The organism is Mycobacterium sp., assembly GCF_004298145.1.
Classification (GTDB): Bacteria; Actinomycetota; Actinomycetes; order Mycobacteriales; family Mycobacteriaceae; genus Mycobacterium.
The window spans coordinates 15568-31633 of record NZ_SCRH01000058.1 but is presented as its reverse complement, the minus strand read 5'-3'; the positions used below and the strand labels follow the sequence as shown (position 1 = coordinate 31633).

Genomic DNA, 16066 nt, shown 5'->3' with positions numbered 1-16066 from the left:
GCATTGCTGTCGGCCGGTGCCCGGCAGCCGATAATCAGGCGTAACCAGGCATGACCGAAACCCCTACTCCGCGTCCGGAGGCCCGCTACGGGCGTTCCCGGCTGTCGCGTATCCCCCGACGGTGGGGGATCGTCGCGCTGGGCGCGCTGGTCGTCGCGGCCCTACTGGTCGTGGCTGTCATCGGCTACCAGCGGTTCGGCATCAGTGACGTCAAGGGATCGCTGGCCGGCTATCGGGTGATCGACGACCAGACGGCGTCGATAACGATCAGCGTGACCCGATCGGATCCGTCGCGACCGGTGGACTGCATCGTGCGGGTCCGCTCCGCTGACGGCAGCGAGACGGGACGGCGCGAGCTGCTGGTGCCACCGTCCGACGCCACCACCGTGCAGGTGACGACGACGGTCAAATCCTCCCAGCCGCCGGCGGTGGCCGACATCTACGGCTGCGGCACCGATGTGCCGGCCTATCTGCGCTCATCGTGACCGTTGCGATCGACGCCGAACAGCGAATATGGAGTCATCAACTGTTTGCGCGGTGGTAACATGGATGAATGCACGGTTCCGGTTGGGACCGTGTTGCTGCATTAGCGGCCGTTAGCACCGCGGCGCCGCAGCACACGGGGATGGACCCGCACGCTTCCGATGGCGGAGTAACAGGACTTAAGCGGACTCGCGGAACAACATACGAGGAGCACGAGGAGATGACGGACACTTCGGTGACCTGGCTTACCCAGGAGTCACATGACCGACTCAAGGCCGAGCTCGACCAGTTGATCGCGAATCGTCCGGTCATCGCCGCGGAGATCAACGACCGCCGCGAGGAGGGCGACCTGCGTGAAAACGGCGGCTACCACGCCGCCCGCGAGGAGCAGGGCCAGCAGGAGGCCCGGATCCGTCAGCTGCAGGATCTGCTCAACAACGCCAAGGTCGGCGAAGCGCCCAAGCAGTCCGGCGTCGCGCTGCCCGGCTCGGTGGTGAAGGTCTATTACAACGGCGACAAATCCGACACGGAGACCTTCCTCATCGCCACCCGCCAGGAGGGCGTCAACGACGGCAAGCTCGAGGTGTACTCGCCGAACTCACCGCTGGGCGGCGCCCTGATCGACGCTAAGGAAGGCGAGACCCGCAGCTACGTAGTGCCCAACGGCAACACCGTCGAGGTCACCCTGGTCAGCGCGGAGCCGTACCACTCCTAACCGGTTCACCCCGCGAGCGCCTGCTCGAGATCGGCCAGCAGGTCGGCGGCATCCTCGATGCCCACCGACAGCCGCACCAGGTCGTCGGGAACCTCCAATTGCGACCCGGCCGTCGACGCATGCGTCATGGCGCTGGGGTGTTCGATCAGCGACTCGACCCCACCCAGCGATTCGGCCAGGATGAACACCTCGGTTCTGGCGCACAGATCGCGGGCGGCCTGCCGGCCACCCCGCATGCGCACCGAGACCATGCCCCCGAACCCGCGCATCTGCCGCGCGGCGATCTCGTGCCCGGGATGAGTGGGTAGACCGGGATACAGCACCGCGCTCACCGCCGGATGGCCGGACAGGAATTCCGCGACGGCCAAGGCGTTTTCGCCGTGCCGTTGCATGCGGAGCACCAGGGTTTTCAGGCCGCGCATCGTCAGATAGGCGTCGAACGGGCCGGGCACCGCCCCGGCCCCGTTCTGCAGGAAGCCGAACGCGTCGTCCAACTCCTGGTCGTCGGTGACCAGCGCGCCGCCCACCACGTCGGAATGCCCGCCGATGTATTTGGTGGTGGAGTGCAGCACGATGTCGGCACCCAGCGTCAATGGCTGCTGCAACGCTGGCGAGGCAAACGTGTTGTCCACCAACACTTTCGCGGAGTGTTGCCGGCCTAGTTCAGCAAGGGCGGCGATATCGGCGATGGACAGCAGCGGGTTGGTCGGGGTTTCCACCCAGATCATCCGGGTTCGCGGCGTGATCGCGGCGGCCACGGCATCCAGGTCATCCAGCGCGACCGGTGTGTACTCCACGTTCCACCGGGTGAAGACCTTGTCGATGAGGCGGAAAGTGCCGCCGTAGGCGTCATTCGGGATCACCACGTGGTCGCCCGGCCGCAGCACCGCCCGCAGCGCGCAGTCGGTGGCGGCCATTCCCGAGGCGAAGGCCCGCCCGTAGGTGCCCTCCTCGACGGCGGCCAGCGTGGCCTCCAGCGCGGCCCGGGTCGGGTTGCCGGTGCGCGCGTACTCGAATCCGCCCCGCAGGACCCCCACACCGTCTTGGGCGAAGGTGCTGCTGGCGTAGATCGGGGCGTTGACCGCTCCGGTCGCCGGGTCCGGCCGATAGCCGGCGTGAATCGCTTTGGTCGCGAGTCCGGTGAATTCGGGCGCGTGTTTACGGTCGTCACTCATCGACGATCAGCCTAGGTGACGGGCGGCCTTTCGCCGCCGTCGATCGGCAAGCACACCGTCGTCATGATCTTGTCTGCCAACGTCTGACGCTTCGAATCCCACAGCGGGAAAAGGAAACCGATGAAGCAGATGATCGCGTCGATGAAGTGCGCCAGCGCGCGCACCACGGACATGCCGAAGCCGATGGGTTGCCCGGTGACCTCGCTGACCACCTTGAACTTCATCACCGATTTGCCAATGCTCGACCCGGTCGTGCCCTGCTGGTAGCCGTAATTCCAGATCAGGTAGAACAGCCCGACGATCGACGCCAGCCACTGCGCCACCATGCCAAGGGTCGAGTTCTGGGTGGCGCAGTACTGGTTGATGGCGTACTGCGTGATGTCGGTGATGCAGGCCGTCTGCTGCGTGGCGACCATGATTGCGATCCCGATGCCCCACACGACGGCGAACGGAAGGATGTCGATGACGAACGCCAGCGCGCGGGTCAGCCACGGCGTGTAGGCCTGCGTCGGCAGCGTGCGGATCGCCGGGCCCGGCGGCGGCGGCGCGTATCCACCGGACGGCCGCGGGGGCGGCGGATAGGAGCCACCGGGCGGCGGGGGCGGTGGGGGCGGCGGGATCTCCTGCCCACCAGATGGCGGCTGCTGCCCGCCGGATGGACCGGGCGACGAGGGAGGTGGCGGGTATGCGCCGCCGGGCGGCGGTTGATCGGTCATGGGCAACCTTCCACTGCGGAACAGCTGGACGTCTCTAGCTGGACTGGCCGAATTACCGTACCTGAGGGTTTCGCCGCCGGGCGAGACGCGCATCACCCGCCGGCGCACCGCGCGCTAACGGCGCCCGCTCAGTCCGCGAGGCCCGTCGGAGAGGAATCCCAGCAGGTCATAGCGGGTGATGACCCCAACCGGCTTGCCCTCCTCGACCACCATCAACGCGTCCCAATCACGCAACGCCGTGCCCGCCGCGCTGACCAACTCCCCCGCGCCGATCATCGGCAGCGGTGGGCTCATGTGCAGCGCCACCGCGTCGGCCAATTTCGCCCGGCCCTCGAAGACGGCCGACAGCAGTTCGCGTTCGGAGACACTGCCGGCAACCTCCCCCGCCATCACCGGCGGTTCGGCGCCGACCACCGGCATCTGGGACACCCCGTACTCGCGCAGGATGCCGATGGCGTCACGCACGGTTTCGGACGGGTGGGTGTGCACCAGGTCGGGCAGCTCACCGGACTTGCGGCGCAGCACGTCGCCGACCGTGGACTGCTGGGTCGACCCGTCGAGGCGGCTGCGCAGGAACCCGTACGACGACATCCAGGCGTCGTTGAAGATCTTCGACATGTAGCCCCGCCCGCCGTCGGGCAGCAAAACGACGACGAGCGAGTCGGGTCCGGCGTCCTCGGCGACCCGCAGCGCGGCGACCACCGCCATCCCGCACGACCCGCCGACCAGCATCGCTTCTTCGCGGGCCAGGCGCCGGGTCATGTCGAACGAGTCCGAGTCGGAGACCGCGATGATCTCGTCGGGCACCGTGCGGTCGTATGCCTGCGGCCAAAAGTCCTCGCCGACGCCCTCCACCAGATAGGGCCGGCCGGTGCCACCCGAGTACACCGACCCCTCGGGGTCGGCACCGATGATGCGCACCGGTCCTTCTGGGCGGCCCTCCGATACCGCTTTGAGGTAGCGGCCCGCGCCGGTGATCGTGCCGCCGGTGCCGATGCCGGCGACGAAGTGGGTGACTTTGCCGTCGGTGTCGGCCCAGATCTCCGGGCCGGTGGTGGCGTAGTGGCTGGCCGGGCCTTCCGGGTTGGCGTACTGGTCCGGCTTCCACGCGCCGTCGATTTCCGTGACCAGCCGATCGGAGACGCTGTAGTAGCTGTCCGGGTGCTCGGGGGGCACCGCCGTCGGGCACACGACCACCTCGGCGCCGTACGCCATCAGCACGTTGCGCTTGTCCTCGCTGACCTTGTCGGGGCAGACGAACACGCACTTGTAACCGCGGTGCTGGGCGACCAGGGCCAGCCCGACCCCGGTGTTGCCCGATGTGGGTTCGACGATGGTGCCGCCGGGCCGCAGCTGTCCGCCGGCTTCGGCGGCGTCGATCATCTTCACCGCGATCCGGTCCTTCGAGCTGCCGCCGGGGTTGAGGTATTCGACCTTGGCCGCCACGATGCCGGCACCGTCGGGGACGACGGAGTTCAGGCGCACCAGCGGTGTGCCGCCGATGAGGTCACTGATGTGCTGCGCGATCCGCATGCGTCACATCGTCTCAGGCGGTTTCGCGGGACGCACAACTGCTGTGCGCGTTTCGTGCGCTGGTGCTAGCCGGTGGCCTCGCGGATGTAGTCGCCGATCTGACGCAGCGAGCGCATGGCCTCCGGCACCATCGGCGCGGCCAGCTGGAAGTCGTGGATCTGCCCGGGCCACACCCGCACCTCGGCCGGCACGCCCACCGCGGCCAGCCTGCTTGCCGCCAACCGCGCATCGTGCAGCAACACCTCGGAGCCCGACACGTGAATCAGCGTGCGCGGCAGGCCCGGCTTGATGTGTTCCAGCGGCTCGTAGATCTGTTCGGGCTTGCCGTCGATTTTGTTCTTCCCGGCCGCTGCGGCAACCAGCTCGGCGAGGGCATCGAAAGCCTCGGCGGAGAACATCGCGTCGGTGCCGATGTTGGGATGGGCCTGCTTGGGTTCCTTCGCCAGCTGCAGCAGTGGCGAGATCGCCACCAGCGCGGCGGGCTCCTCACCTTCCTCCTGCAGGCGTTGCGCCAGCGTGAGCGCCAGATAGCCGCCCGCGGAGTCGCCGGCCAGCACGATCTGGTCGGGTTGGTGGCCGCGCAGCCGCAACCATCGGTAGGCGTCGTGGCAATCCTCGAGCGCCATGCCGACCGAATTCTTCGGCAGCAGCCGGTAATTGACCACCAACACGGGCGAGTCGGCGAACTTGGAGAGGGCTTCGACGAGCCTGCCGTGGGAGTTCGCCCCACAGGTCAGGAACGCACCGCCGTGGAGGTAGACGACGATCCGGCGGGTGCCGTCGGCGGGCAGCACCCCGGGGGCGCGAACCAGCTGCGCCGAGGCGTTGGGCAACTTCACCGTCTCGCGGACGGTGGCCGACGCCGGGATCAGCACCCGAGCGGTGAGGTCGATGAGACCCCACGGCCATGGCAGGTTGGGGACGTGGCTGCCGGCGGTCAGAATCGGCCGGATCGTCAGCCGTGACGTCAGATTCGCCAGTCGCGCAGCAACGCTTGGGCCGGACTCGAGGACCTCGACCGGTGCGCCGTCACTGATCGCGAATTTGCGCGTCCGGGCGCGACGGGCCTTGAGGACATCCAGGGCACGAACGGGGTTCTCGGGCGAACCCGATACCTTGCTAGGTGCGGTCATGCTCAACACTTCCTACGCCGTTGTAGTGCGATACAGCATGTGACGAGTCAGCTGAGCGTCCGGTTCAGCCGTTTGCCATGGCGCTCAGCCAACCCCCTGCTCTCAGCTTGACAGCCGTTGCTTAGTACAACGTATGAAATCTTTGAGTTGATACCAGTTCTGAGTCGCACCGTGATCAGTTCGTTTTTTCGCACCGCCCGCGCAAAGTCCGGAGCGGCCCTAAACTTGACTGCGTGACCATTCGGGTGCCACGTCGTTCGGCGATCGCCCTGGCCACAGCAGGCGCGCTCGCCTCGACAGGAACCGCCTACCTGGGGGCGCGCAGTCTGTTGGTCGGCCAGGCGACCCACGCGCGCACCATCATCCCCAAGGCATGGGACGTCCCGCCCCGCGCCGACGGCGTGTACGCGCGCGGCGGCGGGCCGGTGGAACGGTGGCGCCGCGGCATGACGGCCGATGTTCACCTAATGATCTTCGGCGATTCAACTGCCGCCGGATACGGGTGCATGAGTGCCGACGAAGTGCCGGGGGTGCGGATCGCGCGGGGCCTGGCGGAGCAGACCGGCAAGCGAATCCGGCTGAGCACCAAGGCCATTGTCGGAGCCACGTCCAAAGGCGTGTGCGGCCAAGTCGACGCCATGTTCGTGGCCGGCCCGCCGCCGGACGTGGCGGTGATCATGGTCGGCGCCAACGACGTGACCGCGCTCAACGGCATCAGCCAGTCGGCGCAACGGCTGGCGTTGACCGTGCGCAAGTTGCGCACCCGGGACGCGGTGGTGATCGTCGGCACCTGCCCGGATCTGGGGTTCATCAGCGCCATTCCGCAACCGCTGCGTTCGCTGGCGCACGAGCGTTGCCTGCAGCTTGCCCGCGCCCAGACCGCGGCGGTCAGGTCGGCCGGCGGTGTGCCGGTGCCGCTGGCGCGCCTGATGGCGCCGCAGTTCCGGGCCACACCCGACGTGATGTTCTCCGCCGACGGCTTCCACCCGTCGGCACCCGCCTATGCGCTGGCGGCCGACGCGCTGCTGCTGGCCCTGTGCGATGTGCTGGGTGAGGAGGTGGAGCGCCCGCCGCTGGGCCCGGCGGTACCGGCGGCGACACCGGTCCTCGGGCAGCGCCACACCCGGGCCAGCGTGATGTCGCGGCTGTGGCGGCGTCCGGCACCCGGACCTGCCCCGTCTTCGTGCCCTGAGGTCGGCAGCGACTAGATTTGTTCTCGCCCGTCGGGGTGGACCCATCACCCGGTGGCCAAGCGAGCCAGCCCCATCTGAGGGATCTGCAGGGATCTGAAGGGAACAACCATGCCGGAAGCCGTCATTGTCTCAACTGCTCGCTCGCCGATCGGCCGCGCGATGAAGGGATCGCTGGTCAGCATGCGCCCCGACGACCTGACCGTGCAGATCGTGCGCGCGGCGCTCGACAAGGTGCCGGCCCTGAACCCGCACCAGATCGACGACCTGATGCTGGGCTGCGGCCAGCCGGCCGGGGAGTCCGGGTACAACCTGGGTCGGGTCGTCGCCGTCGAACTCGGCTTCGACTTCCTGCCCGGCACCACCGTCAACCGGTACTGCTCGTCGTCGCTGCAGACCTCGCGGATGGCCTTCCACGCGATCAAGGCGGGCGAGGGTGACGCGTTCATCTCGGCCGGCGTGGAAACCGTGTCCCGCTTCCCCAAGGGCAGCTCGGACTCGTGGCCGGACACCAAGAACCCGCTGTTCGATGAGGCGCAGCGGCGCTCCGCGGCCGCGGCCGAAGGCGCCGACGAGTGGCACGACCCCCGCGCCGACGGGAGTTTGCCCGACGTGTACATCGCGATGGGGCAGACCGCCGAAAACGTTGCCCTGCTGACCGGCATCAGCCGCGAAGACCAGGACCACTGGGGGGTGCGCAGCCAGAACCGCGCCGAGGAAGCGATCAAGAGCGGGTTCTTCGAGCGGGAGATCACCCCGGTGACCCTGCCCGACGGGACCACGGTGAGCACCGACGACGGCCCGCGTCCCGGCACCACGTATGAGAAGATCAGCCAGCTCAAGCCGGTGTTCCGGCCCAACGGGACCGTGACCGCGGGCAACGCGTGTCCGCTGAACGACGGCGCCGCCGCGGTGGTGATCACCAGCGACACCAAGGCCAAGGAACTCGGCCTGACACCGCTGGCCCGCATCGTGTCCACCGGGGTCAGCGGCCTTTCGCCGGAGATCATGGGCCTGGGTCCGATCGAGGCGACCAAGAAGGCGCTGGCACGCGCCAAGCTGTCCGTCAGCGACATCGACCTGTTCGAGATCAACGAGGCGTTCGCCGTCCAGGTGCTGGGCTCGGCCCGCGAGCTGGGCATCGACGAGGACAAGCTGAACGTATCCGGTGGAGCGATCGCGCTCGGCCACCCCTTCGGCATGACCGGCGCCCGCATCGCCGCCACGTTGCTCAACAACCTGCAGACGCACGACAAGACGTTTGGTCTGGAAACGATGTGCGTCGGCGGCGGGCAGGGCATGGCGATGGTGATCGAGCGGCTGAGCTGAGGCGTTCGGCCGTCGAGCGCCACCGAGCGTGAAACCTCGGCGGCGGGCGTGAATCCCGGGCTTTGAGAGTGAAACCTGGGCGGCGACACGCCGGGCCGCCCCGCCGTCAGTTCACACTCAACGCCGCTGCTTCACACTCAACGCCGGCCGCTTCACCCTCACCCTCAGCGGCGTCGGCCCACGCTCGACGGCCGCACCGCACTTTCGCCGACGAAAAACCGGCACGCCTCTCGGCGTGCCGGTTTTTGTGTGGCAGAACTAATCGTTCTGTAGATAACTGAGCAGGCGCAGGATCTCGATGTACAGCCAGACCAGCGTCACGGTCAGGCCCAGGGCGATCCCCCATGCCGCCTTCTCCGGCGCACCGGCGCGCACCATCTGGTCGGCCGCGTCGAAGTCGATCAGGAAGCTGAACGCCGCGATGCCGATGCAGACCAGCGAGAAGATGATCGCCAGCGGGCCGCCGCTGCGCAGGCCCAGCCCGGCACCGCCGCCGACACCGAACAGGGCCAGCACGAAGTTCCCCAGCATCAGGGCCAGCACGCCGAACAGCGCGGCGACCACCATGCGGGTGAACTTGGGCGTGACTCGGATGGCGCCGGTCTTGTAGACGACCAACATGCCGAAGAACACCCCGAAGGTGCCCATCACGGCCTCACCGATCAGCACCCCGGCGTTGGCGTTGGATACCGAGAAGTGGGCAAAGACGAACGAAAGGGCACCCAGGAACAGGCCCTCGAGAACGGCGTAGCTGAGCACGATCGCCGGGCTGTCCTGCTTGCGGCCGAAGGTCGCGACCAGCACCAGACCCAGGCCGCCGAACGCCCCGATCATGGTCAGCGGCATCGCGAGGGAGAGGTTGGAAACCACCAAGAAGTAGGCGACCACGGCGGAGGCCGCCAGCACGGCCAGCGTGATGCCGGTCTTGGTGACGACGTCGTCGATGGTCAGCGGACGCGAAGCCCTGGTCTCCTGGTACGGAGCCTGGTAAGGAGCCGCATAGGGATCGGCTTGGTAGCCCTGCATCGGGGGCGCGCCAGTGCCGAATTGCGCGTATCCGCCCCTCTGCTTAGGCAGCGAACGAAATACCGGGTTGCTTGTCTCCCGCACCGTCGGATCCTCTCTGATTTGGCTTCGAGCTGTGCGAACACAATCTCAACGATCAGCGGCCCACCCTGGTTCCCAGCGGAGCTGGGCATTTTGTGGAGTTCTGGAGCCTTTGAAGGCTCAAGCCGCTGTCGTCGCGTTAAAGATAACCCTTACCCGCGCATACCGCGCCGGTCGTGACGATCTAGATTTCTTCCTCGAGGCTGGACCGGCTCGAGGGAGGCTAGGGCGTGACCGACGGATCCGACGAGGTTCTCACCGAGGTTGACGGAAGCGTCGGCTTGATCACGCTCAACCGCCCCAAGGCGATCAACTCGCTGAATCAGCAGATGGTGGACGCCCTGACCGCCGTCCTCACCGGCTGGGCGGTCGACGACGCGGTGCGCGCGGTGGTGCTCTGCGGCGCCGGTGAACGCGGACTGTGCGCCGGCGGCGACGTGGTCTCCATCTACCACAGTGCGCGCAAGGACGGGGTCGAGGCGCGACGCTTCTGGCGCGACGAATATCTGCTCAACGCCCAGATCGCCGAATTTCCCAAGCCGTACGTCGCGGTGATGGACGGCATCGTGATGGGTGGCGGTGTGGGCGTCAGCGCGCACGCGAACACGCGGGTGGTGACCGACACCTCCAATATCGCCATGCCCGAGGTCGGCATCGGCTTCATCCCCGACGTCGGCGGGGTTTATCTGCTCTCCCGCGCGCCCGGCGGGCTGGGCCTGCACGCCGCGCTGACCGGAGCGCCGTTTTCCGGCGCCGACGCCATCGCCATGGGGTTTGCCGACCACTACCTGCCGCACAACGACGTCGAGGCGTTTCGCCGGGCGATCGTCGCCGACGGCGTAGCGAGCGCCCTCGTCAAATATGCTGTCGAACCGCCACCGAGCGAGCTTGCGGCGCAACGTAATTGGATCGACGCCTGCTTCGCCGGCGACACGGTCGGGGACATCGTTGCGGCCCTTCGCGGGCACGACGCGGGCCCGGCGAACGACGCCGCCGACCTGATCGCCACCCGCTCCCCCATCGCGTTGTCGGTGACCCTGGAGGCGGTCCGCCGCGCGGCGAAATTGGAAACGCTGAAAGACGTTCTCGTTCAGGACTATCGGGTGTCGTCGGCGTCGCTGCGCTCGCACGACCTGGTGGAGGGCATCCGCGCGCAGCTGATCGACAAAGATCGCAATCCGAAGTGGTCGCCGGCGCAGCTGGCCGCCGTCACGGCGGCCGATGTCGAGGCGTATTTCGCCCCGGTCGACGACGACTTGAGTTTCTAGAAAGGTGGCCCGAATGACAGACACACCATATGAGACCATCCTCGTCGATCGCGATGAGCGCGTCGGCACCATCACCCTGAACCGGCCGAAGGCGCTCAACGCGCTGAACACTCAGGTGATGAACGAGGTCACCCGTGCGGCAGCGGATCTCGATGACGATCCCGGCATCGGGGCCATCGTCATCACCGGCTCGGCCAAGGCGTTCGCCGCCGGCGCCGACATCAAGGAGATGGCCGAGCTGACGTTCGCCGACGCCTTCGGCGCCGACTTCTTCGCTCCCTGGGGCAAACTCGCCGAAATCCGCACCCCGACGATCGCCGCGGTGGCCGGGCACGCGTTGGGTGGGGGCTGCGAGCTGGCCATGATGTGCGACGTGCTGATCGCCGCCGACACAGCGAAATTCGGCCAGCCCGAGATCAAACTCGGTGTGCTGCCCGGCATGGGCGGCTCGCAGCGCCTGACCCGCGCCATCGGCAAGGCCAAGGCGATGGACCTCATCCTGACCGGGCGCACCATCGACGCCGCCGAAGCCGAACGCAGCGGCCTGGTTTCGCGGGTGGTGCCCGCCGACGACCTGCTGACCGAGGCCAAGGCCGTCGCAACCACCATTTCGCAGATGTCGCGGTCGGCGGCCAGGATGGCCAAAGAGGCCGTCAACCGCGCGTTCGAGTCCACCCTGGCCGAAGGACTTCTCTACGAACGCCGGCTGTTCCACTCGACTTTCGCGACCGAGGACCAGTCCGAGGGGATGGCGGCCTTCGTGCAGAAGCGCCCGCCGAACTTCACCCACCGCTAGGACGCTTCCATGAGCGAACCGGGTCCCGCGACCCATATCGACGCCGGCGACACACCGGCGGACGACGTCGGGGACTCCGCGGTCGCCGTTTCGCAGCCGGCACCCGCATCCCGCGCGGGCCGGATGGCCCCCACCCTGCCATGGACCGAAAGGCCTTGGTGGGTACGGCATTACACATTTACCGGCACCACAGTCGGTCTGATCTTCATCTGGCTTTCGTTGACTCCCTCGTTGCTGCCGCGCGGCCCGTTGTTCCAGGGGCTGGTCAGCGGGTTGTCCGGCGCGATCGGCTACGGACTAGGTGTCTTTGCCGTCTGGTTGGTGCGCTTCATGCGCGAAAAAGATGACAGCCCGCCGCCGCCACGCTGGGCGTGGAAGGTGCTGATCCCGATCGGCGTGGTCGGCCAGGTGCTCATGGCGATCTGGTTCCACGTCTGGCAGGACGACGTGCGCGACCTGATGGCCATGCCACATTTGCAGTGGTACGACTACCCGCTTTCGGGAGTCTTGTCGCTGGTGGTGTTGTTCACCGTGGTCGAAATCGGCCAGTTCACCCGCTGGCTGGTCCGCTTCCTGGTCAATCAAGTAGACCGGTTCGTACCGTTTCGGCTCTCGGCAACCATCGTGGTCGTCACACTGGCGGTCCTGACCGTGACCGTGCTCAACGGTGTGGTGCTGAAGTCCGCGATGCGCACCATGAACAACACCTTCGCCTCGTCCAACAACGAGATGAACCCCGACAGCGCGCCGCCGAAGACCCCGCTGCGCTCCGGTGGCCCCGAGTCGCTGGTGTCGTGGGAATCCCTTGGCCACCAAGGGCGCATCTTCATCGAAGGCGGTCCCAAGGTCGACGACCTGAGCACGTTCAACGGCGCCCCGGCGATCGAGCCGATCCGGGCCTACGCCGGGCTGAACTCCGCGGACGGCATCACCGCGACCGCCGAACTCGCCGCGCGCGAGCTGCAGCGCACCGGTGGACTGCGGCGCGCCGTCGTCGCCGTCGCGACCACCACCGGAACCGGCTGGATCAACGAGGCGGAGGCCAGCGCGCTCGAGTACATGTACAACGGCGACACCGCGATCGTCACCATGCAGTATTCGTTCCTGCCGAGCTGGCTGTCGTTTCTGGTGGACAAGGAGAACGCCCGGCACGCCGGCCAGGCGCTCTTCGAGGCCGTCGACCGGCTGATCCGCCAGCTGCCGGAGGGGCAACGGCCCAAGCTGGTCGTATTCGGCGAAAGCTTGGGCTCGTTCGGCGGCGAGGCGCCGTTCATGAGCCTGAACAACGTGCTCGCCCGTACCGACGGCGCCCTGTTCAGCGGGCCGACGTTCCAAAACACCATCTGGACCGATCTGACGTCGACCCGCGATGCCGGGTCCCCCGAGTGGTTGCCGATCTACGACGACGGCCGCAACGTCCGGTTCGTGGCCCGCGCGGGCAACTTGGCGCGCCCCAAGGATCCGTGGGACCACCCGCGGGTGGTCTATCTGCAACACGCCTCCGATCCGATCGCCTGGTGGACTCCGGACCTGGTGTTCAGCAAGCCCGACTGGCTGCGGGAGCGGCGCGGCTATGACGTGTTGCCCCAGACGCGCTGGATTCCGGTCGTGACATTCCTCCAGGTGTCGGCCGACATGGCCGTGGCGGTGGACGTCCCCGACGGGCACGGTCATCGTTACGTCGCCGGCGTCGCCGATGGCTGGGCGGCGGTGTTGTCGCCGCCCGGGTGGACGCCGGAAAAGACGGCCCGGCTGCGGCCGCTGCTGCACTCCAACGGCTAGCTACTTCGACCTAGCGGCGCCCGCCGGCGCCCGTGTCCGCCAACGCGGCGTCGGTCGAACCGCCGGCCAGTCGGCTGAGCACGCCGGCGCCGGCCAACGCGTGATAGCCGCCGACGACATCGGTGGCGCGGTGCAAACCGATGTCCAGCAGCGCGGCCGCCGCCAGGCTCGACGTGTAGCCCTCCGAACACACGATCACCCATTCGACGTCGTCGCCGACGGCCTCGGGCAGCTTGGCCTCGCTGGTGGGGTCGCAGCGCCACTCCAGGACGTTGCGTTCGATCACCAGCGCACCGGGCACCTCGCCCTCGCGAAACCGCTGGGCCCGGGGCCGGATGTCGACCAGCACCGCGCCGCGCCGCAGCGCGTCGGGCACTTCGGTGGCCGGCAGGCGCCGATACCGGCGCCGGGCGGATCTCAAGACGACGTCGATGCGGCTCACGGCGATCCTTCCGGCTGGTCGGTCAGTTCGGTGCGTTGCCGGCGCAACGTATGGCGAGCGGTGACGTCGTAATACGACATCGCGGTCAGCGGCGGCGAGTAAGCGTGCACGCTCAGGGTCGGTTGCGCCGGCGCGGCGTTCGCGCTCGGCAACCCCGTGACCGGCACCGTGACGGGCCGGGGCGCCCAGACCACGTCATGCACCCAGCCCAGCGGGAACCCGGCCTGATCGCCGGCGTCGAGCCGACGGCGCCGCAAAGCCCTACCGTCCCAACGGTATTCGCTGAGTGACCCGGATACGACTGTCAACGCGCCCAGCGACCCGCCGTGGTCGTGCAACTCTGTCGGATGGCCGGGCACCCAGCTGATCAGCCAGATGTCGAGTTCCTCGTCGCCGTGGATGCGGGTGAACCAGCGCTGCGACTCGGGTATGCCGCCCTCGGGCAACAGGTGGTCGCAGCGCCCGCTGAGCACATCGTCGGCCGCTTGGTCGGTGGCGTGGAGCAGGTCGGGCACCCGCAGCCGGGTCGGGCCCGCGGACGGGGATGACAGGGTTCGTGGGCGCGGGGCGGACACGGTAGCCGCAGTGGTGACGGGCGCAGCCCCGGCAAGGGACAAAGACATGGGGGGAACTCCAGAGCGGAAAAGGATCGGACAGGCGGCGGCGTGTTACGGCCGACAACACTCGCAAAATCCGAAGCGCTCCATCACGGCAGCCAGTGTTGCATACATTGAGACCGTGCGCTGGCGCGGTGGTCGACCCCGGCGGTGGGGCGCGGTGGTTGCCGCGGTCCCTGCGGTGGGCATCGCGGTGGGCATCGTGACCGGGATGGTGATGATCGTCACGGGCTGCTCGCACGGCGCCGATCACGGCGTGCCGGCCTCCTCTTCGACGCGGCGATCGGACATCGGTGGCACCCCGGGTTCGGCGCCGGCGGGCGCCATCGGGCTCTCCCCCGGCGGCGTGACCACCAGGGTCGATGTCCCGGCGCAGTCGACCGAGGAGGAGTATTACCAGGCCTGTCACGCCGCAAAAGTGTGGATGGACGGCCAGCCCGACACCGGTGCGTCGCTGCTCGAGCCGTATCTGGCGATGCTTCAGGCGTCGCCGTCGGGCACCGCGGGCAGCTGGAACGCCCCCTGGCCGGCACTGACCCCGGCCCGGCAGGCGGCCGTGATCGTCGCCGCCCGGGCGGCCGCCAACGACGAGTGCGGGTAGCGCACCGCGCGCGGACACCAGTCCCGCGGTGTAATTGTGATCACGGCTTAAAAAAGTCCCCGCGCGCCCCGGCAACGGGGGTCCGCCGCGCAAAATGGTGGGGTGCCTGACGAACTTCCGCGCCGATCGGCACCGACTCGGGTGGCACTCGCGCTCGGCAGCGGTGGCGCCCGCGGCTACGCCCACGTCGGGGTGATCGAGGCGCTGCGAGCACGCGGCTATGAGGTCGTCGGCGTCTCCGGCTCATCGATGGGAGCGCTGGTTGGCGGCCTGCACGCGGCGGGACGCCTCGACGAATTCTCCGAGTGGGCGAAGTCGCTGACCCAGCGCACCATTCTGCGGCTGCTGGACCCGTCCATCAGCGCGGCCGGCGTGCTGCGGGCCGGGAAGATCCTGGACGCGGTGCGCGACATCCTGGGTCCGGTCGCGATCGAAGAACTGCGGATCCCCTATACCGCGGTGGCGACCGACCTGTTGGCGGGCAAGTCGGTCTGGTTTCAGCGCGGCCCCCTCGACGAGGCGATCCGCGCGTCGATCGCCATCCCGGGTGTGATCGCGCCGCACGCGGTCGACGGGCGGCTACTCGCCGACGGCGGCATCCTCGATCCGCTGCCGATGGCCCCGCTCTCGGCCGTCAACGCCGACCTGACCGTCGCGGTGAGCCTGTCCGGCAGTGAGGCGATCACCCACCGCGAAGCGGAGCCGGGAGCCACCGTCGAGTGGTTGACCCGCATGGTGCGCAGCACCTCCGCACTGCTCGACACGGCCGCGGCCCGCTCGCTGCTCGATCGGCCGACCGCCCGGGCGGTGCTGAGCAGACTGGGCGGGCCCGCCGGCGAATCGGACGACTGGCCGGACGGTGTCGACGAGGCGCAGCCCGCGGTCGATGCTGACGCCGATGAGCTGCCCGGCGTGCTGTCCGGGGTGCCCAAGTTGGGCAGCTTCGAGGTGATGAACCGGACGATCGACATCGCGCAGGCGGCGCTGGCGCGCCATACGCTGGCGGTCTACCCGCCCGACCTGCTCATCGAGGTTCCGCGCTCGACGTGCCGGGCGCTCGAGTTTCACCGTGCGGTAGAGGTGATCGCCACCGGCCGGGCGCTCGCGGACGACGCCCTGGACTCTCTGGAAGGCCGGCGCGACGATGCCGTCCCAGCCGCGATCGAGCGCTAAACAGCT

At 68.3% G+C, this 16066-nt stretch carries 16 protein-coding genes; 9 read left to right on the top strand and 7 right to left on the bottom strand.

Translation table 11 applies throughout. The features are described 5' to 3' along the window. The first annotated feature begins 50 nt into the window (after positions 1 to 50). Positions 51 to 485 carry a DUF4307 domain-containing protein gene (locus EPN51_RS25595; protein ID WP_293048469.1) on the top strand — a complete coding sequence of 145 codons (435 nt, stop codon included), beginning with the start codon at positions 51 to 53 and terminating at the stop codon, positions 483 to 485. A 218-nt stretch (positions 486 to 703) separates the two neighbouring features. Then, a complete protein-coding gene (gene greA, locus EPN51_RS25590; RefSeq protein ID WP_066997513.1) occupies positions 704 to 1198 on the top strand; it encodes a transcription elongation factor GreA in 495 nt (164 codons plus the stop codon). Positions 1199 to 1203: 5 nt separating this feature from the next. Here greA and EPN51_RS25585 read toward each other — a convergent pair whose 3' ends face one another. From EPN51_RS25585 to EPN51_RS25570, 4 genes are all read right to left on the bottom strand, one after another. Beyond that, positions 1204 to 2373 (bottom strand): cystathionine gamma-synthase, encoded by a 1170-nt coding sequence (locus EPN51_RS25585; protein WP_293048461.1) that lies wholly within the window; start codon positions 2371 to 2373, stop codon positions 1204 to 1206. A gap of 11 nt (positions 2374 to 2384) precedes the next feature. Further along, a complete protein-coding gene (locus EPN51_RS25580) occupies positions 2385 to 3089 on the bottom strand; it encodes an RDD family protein (protein ID WP_293048459.1) in 705 nt (234 codons plus the stop codon). Positions 3090 to 3203: 114 nt separating this feature from the next. Continuing rightward, positions 3204 to 4622 carry a cystathionine beta-synthase gene (locus tag EPN51_RS25575; protein ID WP_293048457.1) on the bottom strand — a complete coding sequence of 473 codons (1419 nt, stop codon included), beginning with the start codon at positions 4620 to 4622 and terminating at the stop codon, positions 3204 to 3206. 65 nt (positions 4623 to 4687) lie between these two features. Next, on the bottom strand, positions 4688 to 5755 hold the full coding sequence (locus tag EPN51_RS25570) for an alpha/beta hydrolase (protein ID WP_293048455.1): 1068 nt from the start codon (positions 5753 to 5755) through the stop codon (positions 4688 to 4690). A 245-nt stretch (positions 5756 to 6000) separates the two neighbouring features. Between EPN51_RS25570 and EPN51_RS25565 the strand changes: the two genes are divergently transcribed. Beyond that, positions 6001 to 6963: an SGNH/GDSL hydrolase family protein gene (locus tag EPN51_RS25565; protein ID WP_293048545.1), complete on the top strand. Its 963-nt coding sequence runs from the start codon at positions 6001 to 6003 to the stop codon at positions 6961 to 6963. A gap of 93 nt (positions 6964 to 7056) precedes the next feature. Continuing rightward, complete coding sequence (locus tag EPN51_RS25560; RefSeq protein WP_293048453.1) at positions 7057 to 8274, top strand: acetyl-CoA C-acetyltransferase; 1218 nt, start codon at positions 7057 to 7059, stop codon at positions 8272 to 8274. A 258-nt stretch (positions 8275 to 8532) separates the two neighbouring features. Here the strand turns inward: EPN51_RS25560 and EPN51_RS25555 are convergent, their stop codons facing one another. After that, complete coding sequence (locus EPN51_RS25555; RefSeq protein WP_293048451.1) at positions 8533 to 9384, bottom strand: Bax inhibitor-1/YccA family protein; 852 nt, start codon at positions 9382 to 9384, stop codon at positions 8533 to 8535. A 227-nt stretch (positions 9385 to 9611) separates the two neighbouring features. Between EPN51_RS25555 and EPN51_RS25550 the strand changes: the two genes are divergently transcribed. From EPN51_RS25550 to EPN51_RS25540, 3 genes are read left to right on the top strand one after another with little or no spacing between them, the layout of a single operon-like run. Then, entirely contained in the window at positions 9612 to 10649 is a 1038-nt protein-coding gene (locus EPN51_RS25550) for an enoyl-CoA hydratase/isomerase family protein (RefSeq protein ID WP_293048449.1), read from the top strand. A gap of 13 nt (positions 10650 to 10662) precedes the next feature. Beyond that, on the top strand, positions 10663 to 11445 hold the full coding sequence (locus EPN51_RS25545; protein WP_293048447.1) for an enoyl-CoA hydratase: 783 nt from the start codon (positions 10663 to 10665) through the stop codon (positions 11443 to 11445). Between the two features lie 9 nt (positions 11446 to 11454). Further along, positions 11455 to 13227 carry an alpha/beta-hydrolase family protein gene (locus EPN51_RS25540; RefSeq protein ID WP_293048445.1) on the top strand — a complete coding sequence of 591 codons (1773 nt, stop codon included), beginning with the start codon at positions 11455 to 11457 and terminating at the stop codon, positions 13225 to 13227. Between the two features lie 10 nt (positions 13228 to 13237). Here EPN51_RS25540 and EPN51_RS25535 read toward each other — a convergent pair whose 3' ends face one another. Together EPN51_RS25535 and EPN51_RS25530 are read right to left on the bottom strand one after the other, a co-directional pair. Next, the gene (locus EPN51_RS25535) at positions 13238 to 13669 is read right to left on the bottom strand and encodes a rhodanese-like domain-containing protein (RefSeq protein WP_293048443.1); all 432 of its coding nucleotides are present in this window, start codon (positions 13667 to 13669) and stop codon (positions 13238 to 13240) included. Then, positions 13666 to 14292 carry a cysteine dioxygenase gene (locus EPN51_RS25530; protein WP_293048441.1) on the bottom strand — a complete coding sequence of 209 codons (627 nt, stop codon included), beginning with the start codon at positions 14290 to 14292 and terminating at the stop codon, positions 13666 to 13668. The genes EPN51_RS25535 and EPN51_RS25530 overlap by 4 nt, the downstream gene beginning before the upstream one ends. A 115-nt stretch (positions 14293 to 14407) precedes the next feature. Between EPN51_RS25530 and EPN51_RS25525 the strand changes: the two genes are divergently transcribed. Together EPN51_RS25525 and EPN51_RS25520 are read left to right on the top strand one after the other, a co-directional pair. Beyond that, a complete protein-coding gene (locus EPN51_RS25525; RefSeq protein ID WP_293048439.1) occupies positions 14408 to 14887 on the top strand; it encodes a lipoprotein LpqV in 480 nt (159 codons plus the stop codon). Between the two features lie 102 nt (positions 14888 to 14989). Continuing rightward, the gene (locus EPN51_RS25520) at positions 14990 to 16060 is read left to right on the top strand and encodes a patatin-like phospholipase family protein (protein ID WP_293048438.1); all 1071 of its coding nucleotides are present in this window, start codon (positions 14990 to 14992) and stop codon (positions 16058 to 16060) included. Positions 16061 to 16066 lie beyond the last annotated feature (6 nt).